This is a genomic window from Spartobacteria bacterium UBA695 (assembly GCA_002298145.1).
Taxonomy (GTDB): Bacteria; Verrucomicrobiota; Verrucomicrobiia; order Chthoniobacterales; family Chthoniobacteraceae; genus UBA695.
Genome location: DBMP01000001.1, coordinates 123,861 through 143,649 on the forward strand (window position 1 = coordinate 123,861; position 19,789 = coordinate 143,649).

The window sequence follows — 19,789 nt, forward strand, 5'->3', positions numbered from 1 at the left end:
GATTCTTGGGGGCGAGCTACTTTGGTTAAGCCGCCTTTCCTTTCTTTCCACTCTCTACCACTTTCACGTTGGAAACGTGAATCGGACCCTCGCGCTGGATGATCGCGCCCTGAGGCTGGTCCTGAGATTTGCGGGTGTGCTTTTTGATAAGACGCACGCCTTCGATGAGGACTTGCGCTTTCTTGGAGATGACCTGGAGTACTTTCCCGGTGGAACCTTTTTGGTTGCCGGAAATAACCTGGACCTGGTCGCCCTTCTTGACGTGAAATTTCTGAATGGTCATAGGACTTCGGGAGCGAGGGAGACGATCTTCATGAAGTTGCGTTCGCGGAGTTCGCGAGCGACTGGGCCGAAGATGCGCGTGCCGCGCGGGTTGAGGTCTTTGTCGATAATGACGATGGCGTTGTTGTCGAAGCGAAGATACGAACCGTCCTCGCGCCGGACCGGATGACGCGAGCGAACCACCACGGCGCGGACTACATCGCCTTTCTTGACGGTGCCGCCAGGAGAGGCCTCACGGATGTGCGCGGTGATAATGTCGCCGACATGCGCTATTTTGGTCGGCTTGCCGATGACGCCAATCATCTTGGCCATGCGTGCGCCGGTGTTATCGGCCACGTCGATTCTGGATCGGATCTGAAGCATATTACGAAAGGGGTTGCGAGATTACACTAATGCTTGAGGATTTCAACAACCCTCCAGCATTTTAATTTGCTGATGTGGCGAGTTTCCGCGATACGAACGGTGTCGCCAACCTGCGCTTGGTTCTCCTCATCGTGAGCGTGGAACTTTTTGACCTGCTTGATGATCTTGCCAAACTGCGCGTGCGGCACGCGGGTCACCGTCTGGACGACGGCGGTTTTGTTCGCCTTGCTGGAAACCACGACGCCCACGCGCGTCTTGCGCAAATTGCGGGCGGTTTCGGTTGGTACGGATTGATTCTCAGTCATTGGACTCTAAATTTTATGGCGTTAGGCGGTCTGGCCGGCGCGCAGGGTGAGGACGGTTTCAATCCGGGCGACCTCGCGGCGGATGGAACGAATCTGGCTGGGCTTTTCAAGCTGGCCGGTCTGCTGTTGCAGGCGGAGATTGAACCCTTCCTTTTTCAGTTCCCGCTTGCGGGCCTGAAGTTCTTCAACGCTCAATTCTTTGATTTCTTTGATCTTCATACCAGGAACTAGGCGGCGGGTGCCACGCGGTGGAGCGTTAGGAATTTGGTGCGGATGGGAAGCTTGGTCGCGGCGAGACGCAGCGATTCGCGGGCGACGGATTCCGAGATGCCGTCCAGTTCGAACAGGATGTTGCCAGGGCGAACCACAGCAACCCAGTATTCGGGCTGGCCTTTGCCTTTACCCATTCGGGTTTCCGGCGGGCGGGCGGTCACGGATTTGTCCGGGAACACGCGGATCCAGAGCTTGCCTTTGCGTTTCATGTTGCGGGTGAGCGCGACACGGGCAGCTTCAATCTGGGTGTTGGTGATCCATGCGCGTTCCAGGGTCTGAAGCGCGTAGGCACCGAAATCGATCGTCACGTTGCGCGAAGCAAGACCAGTGCGGCTTCCCCGCTGGGTCTTCCGGTACTTCACGCGTTTGGGCATCAGTGGCATAAGCTATTCTCCTCTAATGAATTCGGGTTGGCCGGCTAGGCGTTCTTGGCGGCGGGTTGGGCCTCGACCGGCGCGGGTTCGGGCTTGCAGAGCCACACTTTGACGCCGATTTTGCCGTAAACGGTGTTGGCTTCGGTAAATCCGTAGTCGATCGGGGTGCGCAGCGTGTGCAGCGGCACTTTGCCTTCGTGATAACGTTCGGCACGAGAAATTTCAGCACCGCCCAAGCGGCCGGCGCAGCGGACTTTAACGCCCGATGCTCCGAAGTCCATCGTGGTCTGAACCGCTTTCTTCATGGCCCGGCGGAAGGAAATCCGGCGCTCAATCTGAAGAGCGATGTTCTCAGCGACGAGTTGGGCGTCGAGTTCGGGGGTCTTGATCTCCTGAATGTCGATCTTGACCTGTTTGCCGCCGGACATATGGCCGATTTCTTCGGTCATCTTCTCGATCTCGGAGCCTTTACGGCCGATCACGATGCCGGGACGCGCCGTATAGATGGTCACGCGCAGGCTGTTCCAGGCACGTTCGATGACGATCTTGGAAACGGCAGCCAGGGCGAGTTTCTTTTTGACGTAGTTGCGGATCTGCAGATCGGCGTGAAGGAAATCAGGGAAATCCTTGGGAGACGCATACCAGCGGGAGCGCCAGTCGCGATTGACGGCGAGACGATAGCCGATTGGATTAACTTTCTGTCCCATAATGATTAAGAGGCTTTGTCGCCCTTCTTGGTGCTAGGCTTGGCGGCGGGTTTCTTGGCGCCGCGCTGCGGAATTTCAATCTCGTCCGTCACCACGATGCGAATGTGGGAGGAACGTTTCAGGATCGGACCGGCACTGCCGCGCGCTTTCGGTTGAAAACGCTTGGTGGTGGGGCCTTCGCCGATGGTCGCTTCTTTGACGACGAGGGTGTCCGCACGCAGATTGGCATTGTTCTCGGCGTTGGCGACGGCGCTCTTGAGCGTCTTGGCAATCAGAGCGGCCGCCTTTTTCGGGCTGAACGCAACGATGTCGAGGGCCGTTGCTACGGGCAGGCCCTGGATTTCACGCGCCACCTCCCGGGCCTTGAAGGCCGAGATACGCGCGTACTTGGTTGTCGAATGGATCTGCATGTTAGTTAAACTTTTACTGGGTATCCACCATCAGGCGGTCGCCCACTTTAATTTTATTCTTTTCCGAATCCAGACTTTGTATCACGGCACCGCAAATTTTTTCTCGAACGTCCACGACCCGGACTAATCCGATGATCCGCCCGTCTCGGACGACTTTGAGCGGCATCGCCACCCTCACTCCCTGTTGGCTGCCAATATTGGCCACCACCAGGGAAAGTTCGTCTTTAATACTGACGACCATCCCGTCGTTTAAACTCCCGGGACGGTTGGAGGGCTGCGCGGTATTGTTCCCGGGTATCCCGAGGGTCTCTTCCGCGCTGCGCATCCTAGCTTCCAAAGCCATTCGGGCTTCGGCGTCGTCGGTTGTCGCCACTTTGGTAAACCGCAAAACCGCCTCACTTAACTGTACGAGTTCCTCGGCCAACTTGTCCTTTTCGCTCTGGACGAGCTGAAGGTCGCGTACCGCCTTAAGGAGGCGCTGCTCTAGCTTGCTTTTGTCGCCGCTGAGTCCATCGACTCCGAGCGCCGTCATCCGCAGCTTAAGATCCGCAGCCTCCCGCCGGAAAACTTCTGCCTCGCCATTCGATACAGCCAGGCTTTCAGTGAGGGACTTTATGGCGTCCTTGGCTTCACCCAGCTGCCGTTTGAGAACTTCGTTCTCGGCGGTAACCGTCTGAAGCGTCACTTTTGCTTCCGTTACTTCAATGTCTGAATCTGAGAAAGAACCACCCCCAATGGCCGCCAACCCTTGTGTCAGCGCCACGATCACCACGCCTGCCGTTACGACAGGACGCAGCATAAATTACTTCGTCACCTTCGCGGTGTGCGCCCCGTGTTTCTTGAACACGCGGGTAGGCGAAAATTCGCCGAGTTTGTGACCGACCATGTTCTCCGTCACAAACACCGAGTTGAAGATCTTCCCGTTGTGAACGAGGAAGGTATGGCCCACGAAATCCGGAGTGATCATCGAGCGGCGCGACCAGGTCTTGATCGGCTTCTTGACGCCACCGGCATTGAGTTTGTCGATTTTCTCGAGCAAATGGAGCTCAACGAAAGGCCCCTTTTTCAGTGATCTTCCCATAGTCTGCTACTTCTTGGCGTTGCGACGCTGCACGATGCGGTTGTTGCTCTCCTTGTGCTTGCGACGGGTCTTGAATCCCTTCGCGAGCTGGCCCCACGGGCTCATCGGGTGATGGCGTCCGCCACCGCCCTTGGACTTGCCCTGACCGCCACCCATGGGGTGATCGACCGGGTTCATCACCATACCGCGAACGTGAGGACGGATGCCCAGCCAGCGGCTGCGGCCCGCTTTGCCGGAGGAAACGTTCATGTGGTCAACGTTTCCAACCTGTCCGATCGTTGCGTAGGCTTCTTCGTGAATTTTGCGAATTTCTCCGGAAGGCAGCTTGATCAGAGCGTAACCGGCTTCGCGGTTGCTCAATGTGGCTTGCTGGCCGGCCGAACGGGCGATCTGGCCACCCTTGCCGGGAGCGAGCTCGATATTGTGGATCGAGGAACCGAGCGGGATGCTCTTGAGCGGAAGGGCGTTGCCCACTTCGGGAGCAGCGTCCGGTCCGGAGACAACCTTCGCGCCGACGGTCAGTCCGACGGGGGCGAGGATGTAGCTCTTGAGGCCATCGGTGTACTGGATCAGGGCGATGCGGGCGGTACGGTTCGGATCGTATTCGATCCCGATGACCTCGGCCACGACGCCAAATTTCTGGCGCTTGAAGTCGATGATGCGGTACTTCTGCTTGTGTCCGCCACCGATGTGACGGGAAGTCATGCGGCCCCGGTTATTGCGGCCACCGCTCTTCTTCAGCGTAACCGTCAAGCTCTTCTCGGGCTTGCTCTTGGTGATTTCCTCAAAGTCCGGCAGCGCTTTGTAGCGCGAGGCGGGGGTCAGAGGACGAAAAGTTTTAAGTGCCATGGTGGATTAAATGGTTATGCCAGTTCGATCTTCTCCCCGGCTTTCAGGGTCACGATGGCCTTTTTCCAGTGGGCGGTACGGCCGGCGTCGGCGCGGCGTTCACGGCGTTTCTTACCAGCGAAGTTGGCGGTGTTGACGTCTGCAACCTTCTTACCAAAGAGGCTTTCAACAGCCGCTTTGATCTGAAGTTTGTTGGCGCTCGGAGCCACGCGGAAGACGTACTTTCCGTGCTTCTCGCTGAGAATGGTCGCCTTTTCGGTAAAGGCGATGGTTTTGATCAAATCTTGAGGATCACTCATTTCTGCGTCCTTTCTGCGAGTTGGTTCAGGGCGTCCTGGGTAATGACGATCTTCTTATACGCAAGAAGGTCTTCGGTGTTCACCTCGGCGGCCGTGATGAGACGGGTCGGCTGGACGTTGCGAGCTGCCTTGAAGGTGGTCTCGTCGAAGTCTTTGCCAATAATGAGGGTCTTTTCGACTCCGGCGTTGTCCTGCACCCACTTGACGAAGGTTTTGGTCTTCGGTTCGAGGATGGCGAAGTTTTCAACGACAAGAACGTCTCCGGCGATGATCCGTGAGCTGAGGGCCTTGCGGAGCGCCAGGCGGCGAACCGATTTGGTCACTTTCTTGCTGTAGTCGCGGTATTTTGGGCCGAATACGACGCCGCCGCCGGTCCAAACGACCGACGATTTGTAGCCGGCGCGGGCGCGGCCTGTGCCTTTTTGGCGCCACGGCTTGGAGCCGGAAAGATTGACTTCCGCCTTAGTCTTGGTGGAGGCGGTGCCGCTACGGCGGGCGGCGCGAAGAGCGACAACCACGTCATGAACGGCCTGGGTTCCAATGCCGTTTTCGATGACGGCGACTTTTGCAGCCTTGGCTGCTTCAACTGAAAGAACGGTAGCGCTCATTTCTACTTAGCCTCCGCGGGAAGTGGGGATTTCTTTGCCGGACGAACCACGACGTAACCGCCGTTGGCTCCGGGGATCGCGCCGCGAATCAAGAGAACCTGTTCGGCATCGCGCACTTGAACAATTTGAAGATTTTGAACCGTGATGCGTTCATCGCCCATGTGACCGGGCATGCTCTGGTTCTTCCAAATACGACCGGGAGTGGACCGGCAGCCGATGGAACCAGGGCGGCGGTGCATCATGGAACCGTGGGAAGCAGGCTGTCCGTCAGCTCCATGCTTGCGCACGATGCCTTGGAAGCCCTTGCCTTTGGACTGCCCGATGACGTCGACGATCTGGCCGACCTGGAAATGATTCGCCTTGAGGTTCAGCTCGCCCTCGACGGTTTCGGTCGCGGTGAGGCGGAATTCGCGCACAACTTTCTTCGGTTCGGAGTTGGCCTTCTTGTAGCGGCCCAACTGCGCCTTCGGCAGACGCGATTCTTTTTGCGTGTCGAACCCGACCTGGATGGCGCTGTAGCCGTCCCTTTCAAGGGTCTTGACCTGGAGCAGCGTATTGCCGCTCACGTCGACGACGGTGACAGGGGTGATTTTCCCCTTCTCGTCGTAGACTCGGGTCATCCCGATTTTCTTACCTAGCAGTCCGTATTTCATTCGATTTCGTGGTTCAAGAACGCCGGTCAGATCTTGATGGTGATATCAACACCAGCCGGGAGGTTCAGCTTCTTCAATTCATCCACCGTTTTCGCGGTCGGTTCGATGATGTCCAGCAGCCGTTTGTGGGTGCGGATTTCGAACTGTTCCATGGATTTTTTATCCACGTGCGGGGAACGGTTGACGGTAAATTTTTCGATCCGCGTGGGAAGCGGAATAGGGCCCGCGACTTTGGCGCCTGTGCGCTTGGCGGTTTCGACAATATCCAAGGAGGACTGATCGAGCATCCGATAGTCGAAAGCTTTAAGCCGGATGCGAATTCGTTGACCGTTTGTCATATAAAGAGCGGGTTGGGAAATTAACCTTTCTGGTCGAGCACCGCCGCGAGCACGCCAGCGGGGACTTGTTCAAAGTGTGAGGGTTCCATCGAGTAGGAGGAGCGGCCCTTGGAGAGGGACCGGATGGAAGTGGAGTAACCGAACATTTCGGCCAGGGGCACTTCGGCGTGTACCACCGAGAGGTTGCCCTTGGATTCCATGCTCTGGATGCGTCCACGGCGACGGTTGAGGTCGCCCAGGATGTCGCCCTGGAACTCTTCGGGAGTGATGTTCTCCACTTTCATGATCGGCTCGAGCAGGATCGACTTGGCCTTCTTGAAGCCGTCTTTGGCGGCGAAGATGGCGGCCATCTTGAAGGCCATTTCGTTGGAGTCAACTTCGTGGAAGGATCCGTCGATGATGTCGATGGAAACGTCGATGACCGGGTAGCCACCCACCACACCGTTCAGGACGGCCTCTTCGAGACCCTTCTTGACGGCCGGGATGAAGTCCTTGGGAATGGAACCACCGACGGTTTTGTTCTCGATGATGATGCCCTTGCCGCGCTCGTTCGGCGTGACGCGGACGACGACGTGTCCGTATTGACCACGACCACCGGATTGCTTGACCAACTTGCCTTCGCCAACGGCTTCGGAAGTGATGGTTTCGCGGTAAGCGATCTGAGGTTTACCGGAGTTGGCTTCGACCTTGAACTCGCGCATCATACGATCGCGAATGATTTCGAGGTGGAGCTCGCCCATGCCGGCGATGATCGTTTGGCCGGTTTCTTCGTTGGTGAAGACACGGAAGGTGGGATCTTCTTCGGCAAGGCGCTGAAGAGCAATGGACATTTTCTCCTGGTCGACCTTGGTTTTCGGCTCGATGGCCATGGAGATAACCGGGTCAGGGAACGACGGCGGTTCAAGGATGACGCTGAAGTCTTCGGAAGCCAGCGTGTCGCCCGTGGTGATGTTCTTGATGCCGACGATGGCGGCGATGTCACCCGAGTAGCACGTGTCGATGTCTTCGCGCTTGTCGGCCTGGATCTGGATGAGGCGGCTGATGCGCTCGCGCTTGTGGGTGCGCGGGTTGTAGACGGTGTCGCCCTTGGTCAGCTTGCCGGAGTAAACACGGAAGAAGACGAGCTTGCCGACGAAAGGATCGCTCCAAAGTTTGAACGCGAGCGAACAGAACTTGGCGTTGTCATCGGCGCGAACAAGGATTTCTTCGCCGGTGTCAGGGTTCTGGCCCTGGGCCGGGAGGGTCTCGATCGGGCTCGGGAGATAGTCGATAACGGCGTCAACGAGGTACTGAACGCCTTTGTTTTTGAAAGCGGAACCGCCGACAACGGGAATGAACTTGTTGGCGATGGTGAGGCGACGAATGCCTTGCTTGAGAGCCGTGACGCTGATGGGCTTCTCTTCGAGGAAGAGGGTGCCAATTTCGTCATCAAGGTCGGCCACGGCGGAAACGAGTTCGTCGTAGGCTGTGTCGATCTGTTCTTTGAATTCAGCAGGAATCTCTTCGACGGTGTAGGTGGAGCCCCACTGGTCGTTGTCGGAGTAAACGATCGCTTTTTTGTTGATGACATCGAGCTGGCCACGGAGGTAATCCTCTTTGCCGAGCGGGATGAGGATCGGCCACGCGTTGGCACCGAGCTTGGTGCGCATGTCGTTGAGGGCGTTCTCAAAGTTGGCGCCCGTGCGATCCATCTTGTTGACGAAAGCGATACGAGGCACGCCGTATTTGGTGGCCTGACGCCAAACGGTCTCGGACTGGGGCTGAACCCCGGCGACGCCGCAGAACACGGCGATCGCACCGTCGAGTACGCGCAATGAGCGCTCGACCTCGGCGGTGAAGTCGACGTGGCCGGGAGTGTCGATGATGTTGACGCGGTGCTTGATGCCCTCGAACAACTTGACGACGCCCTCTTGCTTGATCTGCTGCCAGAAACAGGTGGTGGCGGCGGAAGTGATCGTGATGCCACGCTCGCGCTCCTGCTCCATCCAGTCGGTGGCAGTAGTGCCTTCATGCACTTCACCGATCTTGTGAATCATGCCCGTATAGAAGAGCACGCGTTCAGTGAGGGTGGTCTTGCCCGCGTCGATGTGGGCAGCGATCCCGATGTTGCGGGTGCGCTCCAGAGGGTACGCCCGGTTCGGCGAGTTTGGATTGGAAACAGTGTCAGCCACGGCGATAAATTAGGTTAGAATCGGAAATGCGCGAATGCCCGGTTTGCCTGGGCCATCTTGTGCGTGTCGTCGCGTTTCTTAATGGCGTTGCCTTGTCCGGCGGCCGCTTCTTTGAGTTCGGCTGCGAGAGCCTCCAGCATAGGGATGCTCTTGCGCTTGGAGGCGAAGGTGACGATCCAGCGCATGGCAAGAGCCAGCTGCCGGGGAACCGGGACTTCCATCGGGACCTGATAGGTCGCACCACCCACGCGGCGGGACTTGACTTCAAGCCGGGGCTTGACGTTGTCGATCGCCTTGTTGAGCGTTTCGAGCGGATCAACGGCATCGGAACCCTCACGGGTTTTTTCGATGGCGCCGTAAACAATCCGTTCTGCGACGGATTTCTTACCGCTCTCCATGATGGTGTTGATCAGACGGGCAACCAAGGGACTGCCATAACGGCTGTCAAACTTCTCGGTTTTTTTGATGACTCTGCGACGACGAGACATAGGAAATTATTTCTTCTTGCCCTTACCAGCGGCGGCTTCTTGACCCGGCTTCGGGCGTTTGGCTCCGTATTTGGAACGCGAACGGCGGCGACCGTCCACCCCGAGGGCGTCCAGCGTGCCGCGAACGATGTGATAGCGAACACCAGGAAGATCTTTCACACGGCCACCACGAACAAGCACGATGGAGTGTTCCTGGAGGTTGTGACCTTCGCCCGGAATGTAGGCGATGACTTCCTGACCATTGGTCAACCGGACTTTGGCGACTTTACGAAGAGCGGAGTTCGGCTTTTTCGGGGTGCGGGTCATGACCTGCACGCAGACGCCGCGGCGCTGCGGGCAGCTAACTAGCGCCGGCGACTTGGATTTCACCGTCACCTTATTGCGTCCCTTACGGACAAGCTGGTTGATCGTTGGCATGTTAAAAAATCAAAAATTTCTCTCCCCGGTTACAGGGACTAAAAATCCCGCTTCACAGCATGGATTCCACATCCACTGCTGGTTGCGGGGAGCGCGAACTGTAGACGAATGCGGCTACGGCGCAAGTAAATTCCGAGCACCGGCTGAATTTTTCGTCTCCCGTGGCTTCTGGCGGGCCTTTCGGGCCACAGAAAACGCGGGAGGGTTGTTTTACTCCGGTCGCTCTGGATCTGCAAGGGGTGTTTTTATTTTTTTTACGCTTTTTACGAGGGGGAAGCCGCTTTCCTGCTTGTTTTCGCCCAATTTCTAGCTTCGATAGAGGTGCATCATGAATTTGGATTTGAACACGTTGCTCGAAGGCTGGCCGCATGAGCCGGGGCAGATTCGCGTCCGTAGAATCAGAGGGGTCGACGGCAAGGAGAAGATTCAGCTCCGCCTCGATCTCGGCCTGATTCAGATGGAAGTCGCCGGACGCCCGGACGGGTTGCGCCCCAACGGGTTCGAGTCGCTCCTGGACTGGCATAAGACCCGCGCGTCAGAGGCCGAGGCGGAAGAACAGTCGTATACTCTTAATGGAGATGAGTGCGGGGAGCTCCACCAGGAGGGGGTGCAATATTATCACCGCTACCTGGCGCTCTTTCAGCTGGAGGACTTCAAGGGGGTGGTGCGCGATACGCAGCACAATCTCGATCTGTTTGCGTTTGTCTCGAAATACGCCGAACGGGAAGAAATCTCCTGGTCGTTCGAGCAGTTCCGGCCGTACGTGCTGATGATGAACACCCGGGCGAAGGCGTCGATCGACCTTGAGCGCGGGAATATCGCCGGGGCGATCGCCCACATTGAGCGGAGCCGGGACTCTATATTAGAGATGCTCCACGCTCGGCCCGAACCGGCGGAGACGTGCCCCGAGCTGGAATTTTTAACTGAATGGCTGGGCGAGCTTCAGGGCAAGCGCCCGCTCTCCAAGCTGGAGATGATGGAGCAGGAGATGGACCGGGCTGTGGCGGCGGAAGCCTACGAACGGGCCGCGGAGCTGCGCGACGCCATCCGGGCCTTCCGGGCCAAGGAGGAAACGCCGGACGCTGCTTCTGCGACTTCCTCTAGCGCACCCCCCTCTAATAAGAAGGCGACCGCTCCGGCCAAGCCAAAGCGCGTCCGGGCCCCGAAGGCACCCAAGGCGCTTAAGCCGATTAAGGCACTTAAGCCACTCAAAGAGGTTAAAGCCGTTAAGGAGGCCAAGCCCACCAAGAAGGCCAAGGCCCCGAAAACAGCGAGAGCACCCCGGAAAAATTCCCGCTCCAAGGAATAAAAAACCCGCGCCGAGGGTTACCAGAGCGCGGGGCTTATTAAACTAGAGACAGACGGCGCGTTACGCCATCACCATGCCGCCATCGACCGTCAGGGTCTGGCCGGTGATGTAGCTGGCGTCCGCGCTGGCCAGGTAGGCCACGGCGGCAGCGATGTCGCCCGGTTCGCCAAAGCGGCCCAGGGGGATCTGCCCGACAACGGCGCTCTTGATGTTCTCGTTGAGCACATCGGTCATGTCGGTCTTGATAAAGCCGGGAGCGACGGCGTTGACGGTGATTCCCCGTCCGGCCAGTTCGCGAGCGAGCGTTTTGGTGAGGCCGATCAGGCCCGCTTTGCTGGCGGCGTAGTTCGCCTGGCCCGCGTTGCCCATCAGGCCCGCGACGCTGGCAATATTGACGATCCGGCCGGAGCGCTGCTTGATCATCGGGCGCATGACAGCCTGGATGAAGTTAAAGGCCCCCTTGAGGTTGGTATCGAGCACGGCGTCCCAGTCTTCCTCGCTCATGCGCATGGCCAGGCCGTCGCGGGTGATGCCAGCGTTGTTGACCAGGATATCGACCTTGCCGAAGTCGGCGAAAATCTTCGCGGCGGCGGCTTCGACGGCCTTCTTGTCGGCCACGTCCACGGCGTAGGGCTTGGCGGCGCCGGGGTGGACGGCGTTGATCGCATCGGCGACCTTGGCTGAGTTCGCTTCCGAACGGCTCACACAGGCGATTTTCGCCCCTCCCTCCGCGAGGCTCTTGGCAATGGCTTCCCCGATGCCGCGGCCGGCTCCGGTGACAATGGCGATCTGGTTTTCGAATCGGTTCATAGTTAGGAAGGGCGCAACCTAGCAGCGCCCCACGCTCTTGGGCAACAGCAAAAGCCGGGGGCCGATTTCTTGACTTCGCATTCCGCCGACTCTAGCATCCGCGCTTGTGTCCTCCGAAGCCACCTCAACCACACCGCCCAAAAAAACGCCCCTTTTCGAAACCCATGTCGCCGCAGGTGGCAAAATGGTCGATTTCGGCGGCTGGAACATGCCCGTCCAGTACACCGGCATCCTGGATGAACACCATGCCGTGCGCAACGCCGTCGGCGTGTTCGATATTTCCCACATGGGCGAGGTTTTCGTCAGCGGGCCCGAGGCGGCCAACTGGCTTAACCAGGTGCTCACCAACAACATCGAGCGCCTGGAGCCGGGCGAATGCCAGTATACCTTTCTGCTCAATCCGGACGGCGGCGTCATTGATGATTTGATCGCCTACCGGCTGGAAGAGGGCCGCTATTTACTCGTCGTCAACGCCTCAAAAATTGACGAAGACGTGGCCTGGCTCCAGAGCCACCTGGCCCAGGGCGTTACGCTGGAGAACCGCAGCGACGAATTCGCAGGCCTGGCCGTCCAGGGACCCCGCGCCGCGGTGCTTTTCGACCGCTTTTTCGAGGGCAAAATCTCCCGGCCCGCCCGCAACGAGATCAAGCGCTACGACGCCTGCTGCACGACGGTCTGGATCGCCCGCACGGGCTACACCGGCGAGGACGGCTTCGAGCTTTTCTTCAAGGCGGAATTCGCCCCAACGATCTGGCAGAGCATCCTGGAAAAGGGCTCCGATCTCGGCATCCGCCCCTGCGGCCTCGGCGCGCGCGACACGCTGCGCCTGGAAATGTGCTACCCGCTCAATGGGTCGGACCTCTCGGCTAGCCACACACCGATCGAAGCGGGCATGTCCTTCTTCGTCGACCTGGAGAAGCCGGATTTCATCGGGCGCTCCAAGCTGGCCGAACAGCGCGCCCAAGGCGTCTCCAAGCGCCTCGTCCCCTTTAAGATGAAGGGCAAGACGCCACCGCCGCGCTCGCACTATAAGATCTTCAAAAACGGGGAAGCGATTGCCGAAACCACCAGCGGCACCCTCTCCCCCACCCTCGGCATCGGCATCGGGATGGCCTACATTCCGAGCGAATTCGCCCGAATCAACGAAGAAATCGAAATCGACATCCGGGGACGCCGTTTCCCGGCCACCATCGAAAAAAAACCGCTTCACCGTAAATAGACAATGAACGTTCCCGACGACCTTAAATACACCGAAACGCACGAATGGATCCGCATCGAGGGGGACCAAGCGCGCGTCGGCGTTACCGACCACGCCCAGGAAGAACTCACGGACGTGGTGTTTGTGGAACTGCCGACCGTGGGCGATAAAGTCGCTGCGGGCGCGTCCGTCGCCGTGGTGGAGTCCGTCAAATCCGCCGGGGACATCTACGCCCCGGTCTCCGGAACGATCGTGGCGGTCAACGAAGCACTGGTGGATAGCCCCGCGCTGGTCAATACCGACCCGTACGGCGAAGGCTGGCTCTTTACCCTGAAGCTCGACGCGCCCGAGGAAGTGGCGCAGCTCCAGGACGCGGCAGCTTACCGCGCGCTGCTCGGGGAATAATGCCCCGTAGTGACCCGCAAAACTGCGGAAATAGACTTGTATGAGAATATCCATATTACTACTTGCGATATTCCTTACGTGCATCCGTCTCAATGCCGCTGACCCGGCGTTTCCAATAACGATTAAGGTTTCCGATAAGACGACCCTTATTGTGGATGGGTTCAAGGTTTTGCAGCGGCCAGCATATACATTGCTGAACGTGCGGTGCCGCTGGATAGGCGTTAACCCGATAGACAGGTATCGGATTACGCCAACCTTGGCGGGAATTAATCACAAAGAGTCGAAAGAAGGATCCGTGTGGTACGTGCCGCTACCGGAAATTTTCAATAAGAAACCAGGAATCGCTTTTGAACTGGAGATTAAAAACCCTCCTTCAGAGGGCGATTCATTGCCTCTGCAAATTTCCTTCGGGCCCAAATCGGCAGACATACCACCGATCGAGGCGCTAAGCATCCGTCTCCCACGTTCTGCAGAGAGCGCGAATTGATATTAGCAACGAACACGAAATTTTCTTCTTTTGCGGTTAGCACTCACACCGTGGGAGCTACTCCTTCCTTCCCAATCGCTCATTTCCGGGTAAGCTTGCAGGCAAGATGAGTTCCAGTTCGTTCCAACGGCGCGTCACCCGCGAGGTCAAAGTCGGCAATGTCGGTATCGGCGGCGAGAACCCGGTGAGGGTTCAGTCGATGATCACGGCGGATACGATGGATACGGAGGCGTGCATTCAGGAGACGCTCGGGCTGGCCGAGGCCGGGTGCGAGATTGTCCGGATCACGGCGCCGACGGTTAAGGACGCGGCGAATTTGCAGTTGATCGCCAAGGGCTTGCGCGAGCGCGGCTGCAATGTGCCGCTCGTGGCGGATATCCATTTCAAGCCCGATGCAGCGATGGAAGCGGCCAAGTGGGTGGAGAAAATCCGGATCAACCCGGGCAACTACGCCGACAGCAAGAAGTTCAAGGTGCTCGAATACACGGACGCCGAGTATGTGGCGGAGCTGGAGCGCATTCGCGAACGGTTCACGCCGCTGGTTTGTTTGTGTAAGGAGCGTGGGGTGGCGATGCGCATCGGCACGAATCACGGGTCCTTAAGCGACCGGATCATGAATCGCTACGGCGATACGCCGCTCGGGATGGTGGAGAGCGCGCTGGAGTTTGCGCAGATTGCCCGCGATCTTGATTACCACGAGCTGGTTTTCTCGATGAAGGCGAGCAATGTGAAGGTGATGATTGAGGCATACCGTCTGCTGGCGGCCCGGCTCGATGAGAAGGGCTGGAATTACCCGCTGCACCTGGGTGTGACGGAGGCGGGCGACGGGGAGGATGGGCGGATTAAGAGTGCGATTGGCATCGGCTCGCTGCTCTGCGACGGCCTGGGCGATACGATCCGGGTTTCGTTGACGGAGGACAGTGTGAAGGAGATTCCGGTGGCTTATGCGATTTTGCAGGCGGCGGGGAGCCGGATTACGAAGACGGAGTACACGATGTGCCCTTCGTGTGGCCGGACGCTTTATAATATTCAGGAGACTTCGGCCCGCATTAAGGCGGCGACGGGGCATTTGAAGGGGCTCAAGATTGCGGTGATGGGCTGTATTGTGAATGGCCCGGGTGAGATGGCCGATGCGGATTTCGGCTATGTGGGCGGCGCTCCGGGGAAGATTAATCTTTATGTGGGCAAGACGCCGGTGAAGTTCAATATTCCGCAGGCGGAGGCGGTGGATCGCCTGGTGGATCTAATTCGCGAGCACGGCCGCTGGACTGAGCCAGCGTGACCAGCGTGACCAGCGTGACGCTGGACCCATTCCGCGCTACCGCGCGATAGCGTCGGCTTACGCACGCCGCTTCGGACAGTTGCGTTGTTTGAGTCGCGACGGTTTCTCTCTCTTTTCTTGTATCAGGCCGCGCGATTTGAAAAAAATGATCAAAGGTTTGGAAATTTTTGCCTCAAAAGGGTATCTGGCTTGAAACCCACTTGCAACCGCGTTGCATCGCGCTTTCCAACCGCGTTTTCCACGGCACCTACGAGGCCGAGCTAACCAACGTCATCGCGCGCATCCGGGAATTTCGCAACCTGTGGGAGGCCCGGCTCGGTATTATTAAATCCGCGTTTGTCGAAACCTCGCTGGCGCAGCAGATTTTCGAAGTGTGCGACCTGGCCCGCGCTTATCAAACCGTGGTGCCGATCTACGGCGACTCCCACACCGGCAAAACCACGGCGCTGGAGGAATACACCCGCACCCACAACCACGGCAGCACGATCTACGTGCGCATGCCTGCCAAGGGGGCGCTGGGCAAATTCCTCATCGAGACGCTCAAAAGCATGAACCTCCAGCAGCAGGGCAATTCCGTAGTGCTGGCCAACCGCGTCATCGGCGGATTTACCGACCAAAAGCTGCTCATCGTCGATGAGGTCCACCAGACCTGCCTTTCGCAGGCCAACGCCGTCCAGCTCGGCACCATCGAATTCACTCCGTTTTCGCGGATGATCCGCGTGCCGAGGGTGATGAGTCCCTCCACAAAAAAGAGATCGAGAGCGGCGGTACTTACCGGGCCAAGCAGATGGTTCTCTGCATCAACATAATACCAGCGAGTGGAAATAAACGGCGTCATCATTCGTCCTTGGGCTGTTTTAAGTTTTTTTTAACTCAAGCCTCCCTTCGGGTTATTCCGAAAGGAGGCCGGGAGTTAAGAAGCCGTAACAAAACAGCCGCGGCGGCCTTTGGCCGGTGGCTTCCCCAATAGAGTTTGGGAACCAGAAGGCATCCCACAAAAAAAAGCGGAGGCACGAACCCCTTCGTGCCCCCGCCTGTACCCCTCAATGTGCTCTCTCTCTAATTGAATTTGGTGACTAGTCCGTCACTTGGATCCGGTGCGGTTTGACCTGTTCCGCTTTCGGAAGGGTCAGCTTGAGCACGCCCTGATCCATCTTCGCCTCGATCTTGCCCGTGTTGATGGACGGATCGAGCTCGAAGGTGCGGCGGTAATCGCCCCGCCGGGACTCCTGATAGACGAGCTCGCCTTGGATCTCCGGGTCGCTGCGGCGGCCCACGATCGTCAGTTCATTCGCCTCCACCGTCACTTCGATGCCGGTCTTGCTGACCCCCGGCATTTCGAGTTCGAGTAAGTAGGCGTCCTTTTCCTCGCGGATATTGGTCGGGGGCAGTTCCCATGCGGGCATCCGGGTGGGGGCCGCTTCCTCGACTCTTTCAAGGGTGTTTGCGCGTGTGTTCATAGGTTTGAATGCAAATGGTGTGATTTGAAAATACATGTGCTGGTTGTAGGTGGGGATGGGGATTCGGCTTTAGGAAACGGTAACGTCGATCTGTTTCGCTTTCACTTCGGCGGCCTTCGGGAGCGTGACCGTCAGGATGCCGTCTTTGTATGTGGCGCTGATTTTGTCGGCGTCCACCTTGGTCGGTAGGGAGACTGTCCGGTGGAACTTGCCAAAGAAGCGCTCGCTGCGGAACGACTCGCCCTCCTTCACCTCCGACTCCTGTTTGCGCTCACCGCTGAGCGTCAGGATGCCGTCCTGGAAGTTGATGTCGATGTCCTCCTTCTTCATGCCGGGCAGCTCCGCCTTCACATAGACGGCGTCCTTGTCCTGCACCACATCCATCGACGGGCTCCAGCCGCCGAACAGACCCACGTTGCCGCCCGTAAAGGCCGCGAGCGATCCGTCCATGATCCGGTTCATTTCCTCACGCAGCGAGGCGAGGCGATTGAACGGCGACCATTGGGATAGTTCCGGTGCTTGATAACGGATGAGTTTCATACGGTTTATTTCTCCTTTCGATTGCTTGGTAAATTCGGTTGACGCTTTCTATACTAAGCTTATCCGATGCCTGACTTTTCTCAAGGGAATGCCATGTTTATAAGTATCTGATCCCAAGTTTCTTAAAGTGATTATTATCCAAACTGAAAAAAGGATAAGTGTGCCACAGTGGCTCGCGTGCGACAGATTTTTCTGTCACAATTACGTGCCAAAATGGCGCATTATTTGAGGCTGTTCCCGAGCGCGGTTTTCGGGTTCAATCAAGGCCATGAGTGCCGAGGCCATTCTTTCGGATGAATATTGGATGGGGATCGCGTTGGCGGAAGCCCGCCGGGGCGTGGGGCATACGAGCCCGAATCCTGCGGTCGGCGCTGTTATTGTCCGGGACGGGAAGCTGGTCGGCTCTGGCTGGCACCACCGGGCGGGTCATCCCCATGCGGAGATCGAGGCGCTCCGCTCCCTGCCTGATCCGGCGCTCGCGCGCGGGGCAACGATCTACGTAACCCTGGAGCCGTGCTCCACGCAGGGCCGCACGCCCCCGTGTACCCAGGCCATTATGGAAGCGGGTATTGGCCGCGTGGTCATCGGCGCGCTGGACCCGAACCCGTCCCATGTCGGCCGGGCCGTCGGGCTGCTGCGCAAGGCGGATATCGACGTTAGCTACGGCGTGCTGGAGGAGGACTGCCGCCGACTCAACTTTGCTTTCAATAAATGGATCGTCACCAAGCGGCCCTGGGTCATCGCCAAGGCCGGGTTTTCGCTCGATGGCCGCATCACGCGCCCTCCCGGCGAGGGCCAATGGATCACCAACGAAGCCTCCCGGGCCGATACGCACCGGCTCCGCGCGGAGGTCGACGCCATCCTAGTGGGCGGGGGGACCGTCCGCGCCGACAACCCCCGGTTGACCGTGCGCCTCCCCGAGACCGGCACCGGAGCGCAGCACCCTCGCCAGCCATGGCGGGTCATCGTAACGCAGTCCGGCAACCTGCCGCCCGAAGCCGCGCTTCTGACCGACGAATACCGCACCCGCACCCTGGTCTTCACCGGGAAAAAACTCCGCGACGTCCTCGACGAACTGGGCCGCCGTGAGGTAACAAGCGTGCTGATCGAAGGGGGCGAGCGCGTCCTGGGCGAAGCCTTCGACGAGCGGCTCGTGGACCAGGTCTGTTTCTACATCGCGCCCCTGCTAATGGGCGGCCCGAGGCTCGTCGTGGGTGGCCTCGGCGTCGGCACCACCGCCGAAGCCCCTCGGATCGTCAATCCGCAATACGAACGCTTCGGCAGCGACCTGCGCCTCACCGGCGAGGTCCGCTACCCTGAGGAGGAAGAGTAAAGAAAGACAGGGCTCCTTAGCCTCCAAAGGCTTCTTTTCGGGTTGCTCAAAGCGATCCCGGCTCTATGCTCACGGCTGATCGTTTTACGACCATGGCACAAGTAACCTTCAAGAACGTTTCCGGAGCCGTCCAGGGAGGCGGCGCGGTCCACGATTTTTCCCTCGAAGTGCGCGACCGCGAGCTGGTCGTGCTGGCCGGGCCCGCCGGGTGCGGCGCTTCGGCTTTGTTGCGCCTGCTGGCCGGGCTCGACCCGGTGAGCGCGGGCGAATTCGTTGTGGGGAACCGCCCGGTAACCGCCCTCCCGCCCGCCCAGCGGGACGTGGCCGTTGTCTTTGCCCACGGCGCACTGGTGCCCAACTGGAACATCGCCGAAAACATCGCCTTCGGGCTCAAAGGGCAGCATTTTCCCGTCTCTGAAACCCCCAAGCGCGTGCGCCAGGCGGCGGAAGTGGCCGGGTTTACCGAGAAATTCGAGCGGCTCCCTGCGGCGCTCTCGCCGGTCGAGACCTTCCGCGTGGCCCTCGCCCGGGCCATCATCCGGCAGCCAAAAGCCATCCTAGTCGAAGATATCCTGGCGCAATTGCCCGCCGAACGGCGCGCTGCGTTCCGGGCGGAGCTTGTGAAACTCCAGGAACGCCTCCAGGCCACCGTCATTTACGCCACCTCCGACCCGCTTACCGCCGCGACCCTACCCCACCGCGTGGCGCTCATCGACGCGGGCACGCTCAAGCAATTTGACACCCCGGCGGAGATCTACCGCCGCCCGGCCAACCGCTTTGCCGCCGGATTCCTGGGCGGGATGAACTTCCTGGCGGGCCACCTGCGCGCGGCCAAGAGCGGAACCGGTTTTGTTTTCAAGGAAACCGCCGGGACCGTGGAACTGACCCTGCCCGAGCGCCCTGGCCTGGCCGAACTGGCTGGGCGCGAACTAGTTCTGGGTGTGCGGCCCGAACACGTGAGGCCCTCGGCCTCCGGTGACGGGAATAAACGGACCGCGACGGGGCAAGCGGTTGTGGACGCGGTGGAAATCACCGGCCCGGAAATCTTCTACACCCTCCAGACCGGGGCGAGCACCCTTCATTCCCGGCGTGCGGCGACCGAGCCCCCGGCCGGAGTGGGCCGCCGGATGCCCTTCGACATCGACCCCGCCGACGTCCACCTCTTCGACGTCATCAGCGGTGCGCGGCTGGAATTTTAGCCACAGCTCAGGCACGCCTGAAGGACTGATTCGCCTTTACTTTAAAATTCCAGCGGCGCATTTTTTTCAAAGCTGGCACCCGCCAGCCGGGACTTAAGAACCCCGTAACAAACGGCTGGCAATAGCCGAAACTCTATTGCCGTTTCCG

At 58.9% G+C, this 19,789-nt stretch carries 27 protein-coding genes; 7 read left to right on the forward strand and 20 right to left on the reverse strand.

The window, feature by feature from the left end; translation table 11 throughout:
- Positions 1-25: 25 nt before the first annotated feature.
- From rplX to rpsL, 17 genes are read right to left on the reverse strand one after another with little or no spacing between them, the layout of a single operon-like run.
- Positions 26-283 (reverse strand): 50S ribosomal protein L24, encoded by a 258-nt coding sequence (rplX, locus tag B2828_RS00590; protein WP_479631729.1) that lies wholly within the window; start codon positions 281-283, stop codon positions 26-28.
- Positions 280-645 (reverse strand): 50S ribosomal protein L14, encoded by a 366-nt coding sequence (gene rplN / locus B2828_RS00595; RefSeq protein ID WP_479631730.1) that lies wholly within the window; start codon positions 643-645, stop codon positions 280-282. The genes rplX and rplN overlap by 4 nt, the downstream gene beginning before the upstream one ends.
- 26 nt (positions 646-671) lie before the next feature.
- The gene (gene rpsQ / locus B2828_RS00600; RefSeq protein WP_479631731.1) at positions 672-950 is read right to left on the reverse strand and encodes a 30S ribosomal protein S17; all 279 of its coding nucleotides are present in this window, start codon (positions 948-950) and stop codon (positions 672-674) included.
- A gap of 21 nt (positions 951-971) precedes the next feature.
- The gene (gene rpmC / locus B2828_RS00605) at positions 972-1,169 is read right to left on the reverse strand and encodes a 50S ribosomal protein L29 (RefSeq protein WP_479631732.1); all 198 of its coding nucleotides are present in this window, start codon (positions 1,167-1,169) and stop codon (positions 972-974) included.
- A gap of 8 nt (positions 1,170-1,177) precedes the next feature.
- Positions 1,178-1,606 carry a 50S ribosomal protein L16 gene (gene rplP / locus B2828_RS00610; RefSeq protein ID WP_479631733.1) on the reverse strand — a complete coding sequence of 143 codons (429 nt, stop codon included), beginning with the start codon at positions 1,604-1,606 and terminating at the stop codon, positions 1,178-1,180.
- A 35-nt stretch (positions 1,607-1,641) separates the two neighbouring features.
- A complete protein-coding gene (rpsC, locus tag B2828_RS00615) occupies positions 1,642-2,304 on the reverse strand; it encodes a 30S ribosomal protein S3 (RefSeq protein ID WP_479631734.1) in 663 nt (220 codons plus the stop codon).
- 5 nt (positions 2,305-2,309) lie between these two features.
- Positions 2,310-2,714 carry a 50S ribosomal protein L22 gene (gene rplV, locus B2828_RS00620; RefSeq protein ID WP_479631735.1) on the reverse strand — a complete coding sequence of 135 codons (405 nt, stop codon included), beginning with the start codon at positions 2,712-2,714 and terminating at the stop codon, positions 2,310-2,312.
- A 13-nt stretch (positions 2,715-2,727) separates the two neighbouring features.
- Positions 2,728-3,513, reverse strand: coding sequence for a hypothetical protein (locus B2828_RS00625; protein WP_479631736.1), 786 nt, complete (start codon positions 3,511-3,513; stop codon positions 2,728-2,730).
- A gap of 3 nt (positions 3,514-3,516) precedes the next feature.
- Positions 3,517-3,795 carry a 30S ribosomal protein S19 gene (gene rpsS / locus B2828_RS00630; RefSeq protein WP_479631737.1) on the reverse strand — a complete coding sequence of 93 codons (279 nt, stop codon included), beginning with the start codon at positions 3,793-3,795 and terminating at the stop codon, positions 3,517-3,519.
- 6 nt (positions 3,796-3,801) lie between these two features.
- Complete coding sequence (rplB, locus tag B2828_RS00635) at positions 3,802-4,644, reverse strand: 50S ribosomal protein L2 (protein WP_479631738.1); 843 nt, start codon at positions 4,642-4,644, stop codon at positions 3,802-3,804.
- A gap of 14 nt (positions 4,645-4,658) precedes the next feature.
- On the reverse strand, positions 4,659-4,943 hold the full coding sequence (gene rplW / locus B2828_RS00640; RefSeq protein ID WP_479631739.1) for a 50S ribosomal protein L23: 285 nt from the start codon (positions 4,941-4,943) through the stop codon (positions 4,659-4,661).
- Positions 4,940-5,551, reverse strand: a complete 612-nt coding sequence (rplD, locus tag B2828_RS00645; RefSeq protein ID WP_479631740.1) for a 50S ribosomal protein L4 — start codon at positions 5,549-5,551, stop codon at positions 4,940-4,942. The genes rplW and rplD overlap by 4 nt, the downstream gene beginning before the upstream one ends.
- A gap of 2 nt (positions 5,552-5,553) precedes the next feature.
- A complete protein-coding gene (gene rplC / locus B2828_RS00650) occupies positions 5,554-6,204 on the reverse strand; it encodes a 50S ribosomal protein L3 (RefSeq protein ID WP_479631741.1) in 651 nt (216 codons plus the stop codon).
- 26 nt (positions 6,205-6,230) lie between these two features.
- Positions 6,231-6,542 carry a 30S ribosomal protein S10 gene (rpsJ, locus tag B2828_RS00655; RefSeq protein WP_479631742.1) on the reverse strand — a complete coding sequence of 104 codons (312 nt, stop codon included), beginning with the start codon at positions 6,540-6,542 and terminating at the stop codon, positions 6,231-6,233.
- A 20-nt stretch (positions 6,543-6,562) separates the two neighbouring features.
- Positions 6,563-8,713: an elongation factor G gene (gene fusA, locus B2828_RS00660; RefSeq protein WP_479631743.1), complete on the reverse strand. Its 2,151-nt coding sequence runs from the start codon at positions 8,711-8,713 to the stop codon at positions 6,563-6,565.
- A gap of 14 nt (positions 8,714-8,727) precedes the next feature.
- On the reverse strand, positions 8,728-9,201 hold the full coding sequence (rpsG, locus tag B2828_RS00665) for a 30S ribosomal protein S7 (RefSeq protein WP_479631744.1): 474 nt from the start codon (positions 9,199-9,201) through the stop codon (positions 8,728-8,730).
- 6 nt (positions 9,202-9,207) lie between these two features.
- Positions 9,208-9,618, reverse strand: coding sequence for a 30S ribosomal protein S12 (gene rpsL / locus B2828_RS00670; RefSeq protein ID WP_479631745.1), 411 nt, complete (start codon positions 9,616-9,618; stop codon positions 9,208-9,210).
- Positions 9,619-9,946: 328 nt separating this feature from the next.
- On the opposite strand from rpsL, the gene B2828_RS00675 reads away from it, so the two are divergent.
- Entirely contained in the window at positions 9,947-10,927 is a 981-nt protein-coding gene (locus tag B2828_RS00675) for a UvrB/UvrC motif-containing protein (protein ID WP_479631746.1), read from the forward strand.
- Between the two features lie 60 nt (positions 10,928-10,987).
- Here the strand turns inward: B2828_RS00675 and fabG are convergent, their stop codons facing one another.
- Entirely contained in the window at positions 10,988-11,737 is a 750-nt protein-coding gene (fabG, locus tag B2828_RS00680; protein ID WP_479631747.1) for a 3-oxoacyl-[acyl-carrier-protein] reductase, read from the reverse strand.
- 106 nt (positions 11,738-11,843) lie between these two features.
- On the opposite strand from fabG, the gene gcvT reads away from it, so the two are divergent.
- The 4 genes from gcvT (at position 11,844) to B2828_RS00700 (ending at position 15,918) form a co-directional block, all read left to right on the forward strand.
- Complete coding sequence (gcvT, locus tag B2828_RS00685; RefSeq protein ID WP_479631748.1) at positions 11,844-12,956, forward strand: glycine cleavage system aminomethyltransferase GcvT; 1,113 nt, start codon at positions 11,844-11,846, stop codon at positions 12,954-12,956.
- Between the two features lie 3 nt (positions 12,957-12,959).
- Positions 12,960-13,340, forward strand: coding sequence for a glycine cleavage system protein GcvH (gene gcvH / locus B2828_RS00690; protein WP_479631749.1), 381 nt, complete (start codon positions 12,960-12,962; stop codon positions 13,338-13,340).
- 593 nt (positions 13,341-13,933) lie between these two features.
- Positions 13,934-15,109: a (E)-4-hydroxy-3-methylbut-2-enyl-diphosphate synthase gene (ispG, locus tag B2828_RS00695; RefSeq protein ID WP_479631750.1), complete on the forward strand. Its 1,176-nt coding sequence runs from the start codon at positions 13,934-13,936 to the stop codon at positions 15,107-15,109.
- Positions 15,110-15,309: 200 nt separating this feature from the next.
- Positions 15,310-15,918: an AAA family ATPase gene (locus tag B2828_RS00700; RefSeq protein ID WP_479631751.1), complete on the forward strand. Its 609-nt coding sequence runs from the start codon at positions 15,310-15,312 to the stop codon at positions 15,916-15,918.
- Positions 15,919-16,185: 267 nt separating this feature from the next.
- On the opposite strand, the gene B2828_RS00705 is transcribed toward B2828_RS00700, so the two are convergent.
- Both B2828_RS00705 and B2828_RS00710 read right to left on the reverse strand, forming a co-directional pair.
- Entirely contained in the window at positions 16,186-16,569 is a 384-nt protein-coding gene (locus tag B2828_RS00705) for an Hsp20/alpha crystallin family protein (protein ID WP_479631752.1), read from the reverse strand.
- A gap of 69 nt (positions 16,570-16,638) precedes the next feature.
- The gene (locus tag B2828_RS00710) at positions 16,639-17,109 is read right to left on the reverse strand and encodes an Hsp20/alpha crystallin family protein (RefSeq protein WP_479631753.1); all 471 of its coding nucleotides are present in this window, start codon (positions 17,107-17,109) and stop codon (positions 16,639-16,641) included.
- Between the two features lie 268 nt (positions 17,110-17,377).
- On the opposite strand from B2828_RS00710, the gene ribD reads away from it, so the two are divergent.
- A complete protein-coding gene (gene ribD, locus B2828_RS00715; protein ID WP_479631754.1) occupies positions 17,378-18,442 on the forward strand; it encodes a bifunctional diaminohydroxyphosphoribosylaminopyrimidine deaminase/5-amino-6-(5-phosphoribosylamino)uracil reductase RibD in 1,065 nt (354 codons plus the stop codon).
- Between the two features lie 65 nt (positions 18,443-18,507).
- The gene (locus B2828_RS00720) at positions 18,508-19,641 is read left to right on the forward strand and encodes an ABC transporter ATP-binding protein (RefSeq protein WP_479631755.1); all 1,134 of its coding nucleotides are present in this window, start codon (positions 18,508-18,510) and stop codon (positions 19,639-19,641) included.
- The last annotated feature ends 148 nt before the right edge of the window (positions 19,642-19,789 follow it).